This window comes from Lacinutrix gracilariae, assembly GCF_042684485.1.
GTDB classification, from domain to species: Bacteria; Bacteroidota; Bacteroidia; order Flavobacteriales; family Flavobacteriaceae; genus Oceanihabitans; species Oceanihabitans gracilariae.
In genome coordinates this window covers 1-4173 of record NZ_JBHULM010000040.1, presented here as the reverse complement: position 1 = coordinate 4173, position 4173 = coordinate 1, and the positions used below count along the sequence as shown (strand labels likewise).

At 32.4% G+C, this 4173-nt stretch carries 6 protein-coding genes; 3 read left to right on the top strand and 3 right to left on the bottom strand.

Features of this window, described 5'->3' with window-relative positions:
* Nucleotides 1-264: 264 nt before the first annotated feature.
* The 3 genes from ACFSSB_RS15625 (at nucleotide 265) to ACFSSB_RS15615 (ending at nucleotide 1741) form a co-directional block, all read left to right on the top strand.
* Complete coding sequence (locus tag ACFSSB_RS15625) at nucleotides 265-564, top strand: hypothetical protein (protein WP_379905984.1); 300 nt, start codon at nucleotides 265-267, stop codon at nucleotides 562-564.
* A gap of 635 nt (nucleotides 565-1199) precedes the next feature.
* A complete protein-coding gene (locus ACFSSB_RS15620) occupies nucleotides 1200-1442 on the top strand; it encodes a type II toxin-antitoxin system ParD family antitoxin (RefSeq protein WP_379905982.1) in 243 nt (80 codons plus the stop codon).
* Nucleotides 1439-1741, top strand: a complete 303-nt coding sequence (locus ACFSSB_RS15615) for a type II toxin-antitoxin system RelE/ParE family toxin (RefSeq protein ID WP_379905980.1) — start codon at nucleotides 1439-1441, stop codon at nucleotides 1739-1741. The genes ACFSSB_RS15620 and ACFSSB_RS15615 overlap by 4 nt, the downstream gene beginning before the upstream one ends.
* A 211-nt stretch (nucleotides 1742-1952) precedes the next feature.
* Here ACFSSB_RS15615 and ACFSSB_RS15610 read toward each other — a convergent pair whose 3' ends face one another.
* The 3 genes from ACFSSB_RS15610 to ACFSSB_RS15600 all read right to left on the bottom strand — a co-directional run bounded on the left by ACFSSB_RS15610 (nucleotide 1953) and on the right by ACFSSB_RS15600 (nucleotide 3580).
* Nucleotides 1953-2594, bottom strand: a complete 642-nt coding sequence (locus ACFSSB_RS15610; RefSeq protein WP_115840013.1) for a DUF6266 family protein — start codon at nucleotides 2592-2594, stop codon at nucleotides 1953-1955.
* Between the two features lie 137 nt (nucleotides 2595-2731).
* Nucleotides 2732-3172, bottom strand: a complete 441-nt coding sequence (locus ACFSSB_RS15605) for a DUF6943 family protein (protein WP_133965464.1) — start codon at nucleotides 3170-3172, stop codon at nucleotides 2732-2734.
* Between the two features lie 249 nt (nucleotides 3173-3421).
* Complete coding sequence (locus tag ACFSSB_RS15600; protein ID WP_159140115.1) at nucleotides 3422-3580, bottom strand: hypothetical protein; 159 nt, start codon at nucleotides 3578-3580, stop codon at nucleotides 3422-3424.
* Between the last annotated feature and the right edge of the window lie 593 nt (nucleotides 3581-4173).

The window sequence follows — 4173 nt, the reverse complement described above, 5'->3', positions numbered from 1 at the left end:
TGTATAAAACATAGCTAGTAAGTGCTAAATTCAAAGTTCTGTGCTTTCTACTAAGTTCGCCAAATCTGCGATTTGGCATTAATGAAAAGAAAAATGTAAATGCCAAATCGCAGATTTGGCTAAGTGATAATCAGAAACTTATCGTATATTTATACGCTACGTTTCATACACCAACCGTAACCAATTTGAGAAATGAAACGGAAAATAATCGGTATAGGACTAATAATCTTAATCGGAATTCTAATTTTACGATTTGATTTACCTTTGAAAAAGTCAAACGTAATTGGTATTTATGTGAGCACAGAAACGGAATCATTTCTCGCAGAAATTCCGCACAAATCTGACACTTTAATTTTAAAATCGGACGGAACATTCGCAAGCGGATTTTATGGAATCGGAAATTATAATGTGAATTACGGAATCTTAACAACCGAAATTGAATGGACTTACGAATACGAAATGGGACAAGCTGGATATAGAACGTATTTTAATAATAAGGTTTTTGAAAAGCCAAAAATTATACTGAGTTCGGACTTGAATCATTACTATGAAAAAATTAAATAAAAACTGGTTACAACAACGTATATAAAAAATTGCTATTTTGTACTTAATTCTATGGTAGTTGCACGTTTGCTACGTCTGATTTTCCTGCGGAAAATCCTCGCACGCAAACCCGCAACTTTCCATATACAAAACCGTTAGCTTTAATGCTGGCAAAAGTTTGCGGATAAAAAAAAGCCTAGTTTTATTTTCAATTTTTTTTTTTAGAATTTTAAGTCAGTAAGAACCGAAAAAACATGTTGCTGAATTTTGAAAAAAACACGCTGAATTATCATTCAAACTCCGAATTGAATTGCGTCTGACTTTTTAGATCGTTCGTGGAATCGAAAACTCGGAATTTAAGCAAGTATGCGGAATAAAAAACCACACAATTTGCTTAAACCCAAAAAACATAGATCAGGGAACCAAAGAAAAAACGGAATAAATTATAAACCGAAAAAAGCACTAAAAGCTAACACCATGTATAATTCATTACGGCGGAATTTCCTTTCGGAAATTCCTCGCACTTTTGCTATCTTTGGTTCTTAACTCGGAAAAATCTCGTCGATTTTTCCGTAACGAAATCATACACATAAACGTTGTGTGCAATTTGGCTACGTTACCAAGATTTGGTATATTTGAGTAAAATAATAGTTAAAATGGGAAAAAACACATCAATATCACTCGGAAATCATTTTGAGGATTTTATCAGAGAAGAAGTGAATTCTGGTAGATATGGTTCGGTTAGCGAAGTTATTCGTTCAGCACTACGTCTGTTAGAACGTGAAGAAAAAAAAGAAAGAGAACTTATAAAAGCTCTCGAAGTTGGAGAAAGTAGCGGATTTGTTGAAAATTTTGACCCAAAACAACATCTAAAAGAATTACATCGTAAACACTTATGAGTAAAAACAAATATCGCATAAGCCAACAAGCGATAGAAGATTTGGACAAAATTTGGATTTATACACTTAACAAATGGTCTAAAGAACAAGCAGACAGATATTACGATTTAATTATTGCAGAAATTGAATTTATTGCGGACAATTATCTGATTGGAAAATCAGCAGAACAAACTCGAAAAAATTATCGCGTAACGAAAATCAAATCGCATCTAATTTTTTACAGAAAGGTAGAAAATGAAATTGTTGAAATCGTTAGAGTTTTACATCAAAGAATGGATATTAAAAAACGTCTGAAATAAAAAACTGCACACAACACCGTGTTGTGTAGATAAGACTCTGTATGTATTGATTTTATTGACTTATTTAGAAAAAAATTAAAAAAGGTACAACATAGGTACAACTTTTTAAACTATAAATTTAAGAAGTAAAAATAGTGATCTATAAGCATAAAAAAACCGTTACAAATATACTGTAACGGTTTCTTTTTGAATGTATTTATGCTTAAAGTTATTAAGCTGCCGTACCAGAGCCTAAATACACACTATTCGATACTTGTGTACCATCAGCAGAAACAAACGCCATAAATAACTCTACTGTATCTCCTGCATAAGTGCCTGGTATGGTAACGACTTGAGAACCTACAGTTCTATCAGCACCATCAAGAATAGAAATTGATTCTTTCTTACTTGGATTATAAACCAATACCATTGCTTTATCCGTTGCATTTGCATTTCCTTCTGCTGAGTTGTCACCCCAACCAAAAGAAACTTGTCCTGCATTGGTTAAATCAGTTGTACCATTTAAAACACCAGACAAACCACCTCTACTTAATAAAGCTAAAGAATAATCAATCGTGAAGTTAGGTGCAATACCGCCTACTGCATTATTTAACACATAAGACATCGCAGCATTAAATTCCGTTTTCTTGGTCGCAAATGACTTATAACCGATTTTAATAAAATCTTTAGTCGCTTGCAAATACTCCAATGTAATGGTAAATTTATTACGCTGATTCACTTGTCCCTCTGTACGAGGATTTGCCACACTTGCTGGCTTAATTCTGATGTAGTCGATACCTTTCCAACTACCTCCAATAATACTACCTACCTTACCCGATAAGCTTCCTAAAATACCCTGTGGAATTTTTCCCATCTCTATTACAATTTAAAATTAATATTTGTTCGGATTTGGTACGGACTTGATATTGCTTTTAAACTTTGTTTACCCCTCTAATATAACTAAAATTATACCATTTTATTACTGTTTCAAGCCTTTACGATGCCTTTGCGTTAGGCTTCTTTGCTTTGCATCAAGTTGAAACAATTACGTATATATGCGACCTTTAAAACTGCCATTTTTTCAATGACATTTTGTAACTCTTTTTCTTTTTTACTGATAACCTCAACCGCTTTAATATGTTTTTGCATCATATCGTCTACATTACAATTTGATTTTAAACTGCTTTTAAGCGTTTTTCTGCAATCATCTATTGAGATAAACGGAATAACACTTCCTTTTAAATAATAGGCGTAAAAACCGCCTATTTGTAGCATCATAGATAAATGAAAAAGCGTGTTTTTTTCTTTTTCGGTTGAAGTTTGCAATACAAAACAATTAGGACAAGGATTTGAGAGCGGTTTTCCGCTGTTAAGCCCTTTGTTTAGGATGAAAAAATGAGGGTTTGAGTAAGTTTTTCCTGTACGGTGTGTTTTCAGTTCAAAAGTTGACATAGCTATCCAATTTAAAATTGCTCGCTACGCTTCGCTACATTATTTTTTTTGAAAAGAATAAAAAGATAGCCATAGTTGTTGTGGCGTGGGTAAGGCTGTCAAGGTTTTTGGATAAAAGTTTTTTGAGCTAAAATGTTTAATGAAAAAGAAAAAAGTTTGTGAAAAAAGTTTTATTCAAAACCCGTAGGGCTTGACCTTTATAGCCTTGTGCGGCTGGCAGAGGAAGCCACATATATTTGCTACCTTTTTTTATTTTAATCCTATAAATGCGAATATTACTATAATTATCAGCATAACTATTGTGAAAACTTTTGTTGTATATGAATCGTCGCCTTCAGGATTTTCAATTTCAATACCGTTTTCATCTATATCTTTAGGAAAGAATAAATCAAATAAATCTTCAATCATTTTTTTCATACTATAAATTTAACTTTTCTGGGGAATTAACACTTAAAAAAGTAGGTTTTAATCTTTTACTGTGCGGTGGATGAAGCGTTTGTATAGGTATTGGTTTAAAAAGTTGTTTGATAAAACAGCATTTAAATTAATACTTATACAGGACTTTTAGACGATAGCTTTTTGTTTTTTTGAGGCACGAGAAAAAGCAATATGCTATGGCGTAGTACTAAATTTTTTAAACCTATTTTTTTATATCCTATTTCTTGGGTGGTGGGGAAAAGTGGACTTTAATATTTGTTAGTGAAATGAAACAAACAAAGACTTGAGTTAAGGAATACTTGGACTTAATGATGGTTTTGTGCAGTTGAATGAGATAACGAATATTATTTTCAATTATCTTAATCCTTAAATTGTTCGACTGTTTAATGTTTGTACAAAATGTGGTTATATGTTCGGATGTGAGCGTTGGATAAGTGGATATTTTACATAATAGCAGTTATAGCGACGAAAATATAATAAAACGCCGTAGGCAACCATTGAAAGGATTTTTGCTCCTATAACTTCTATTATGTAACTTAGCTTTGGGTTGGTTTTGTGGCGGA

Excerpts from the sequence above, each read along its gene's own strand:
- ACFSSB_RS15620 (WP_379905982.1), top strand. The coding sequence starts at position 1,200 with ATGGGAAAAAACACATCAATATCACTCGGAAATCATTTTGAGGATTTT.
- ACFSSB_RS15615 (WP_379905980.1), top strand. The coding sequence starts at position 1,439 with ATGAGTAAAAACAAATATCGCATAAGCCAACAAGCGATAGAAGATTTG.
- ACFSSB_RS15610 (WP_115840013.1), bottom strand. The coding sequence starts at position 2,594 with ATGGGAAAAATTCCACAGGGTATTTTAGGAAGCTTATCGGGTAAGGTA.
- ACFSSB_RS15605 (WP_133965464.1), bottom strand. The coding sequence starts at position 3,172 with ATGTCAACTTTTGAACTGAAAACACACCGTACAGGAAAAACTTACTCA.
- ACFSSB_RS15600 (WP_159140115.1), bottom strand. The coding sequence starts at position 3,580 with ATGATTGAAGATTTATTTGATTTATTCTTTCCTAAAGATATAGATGAA.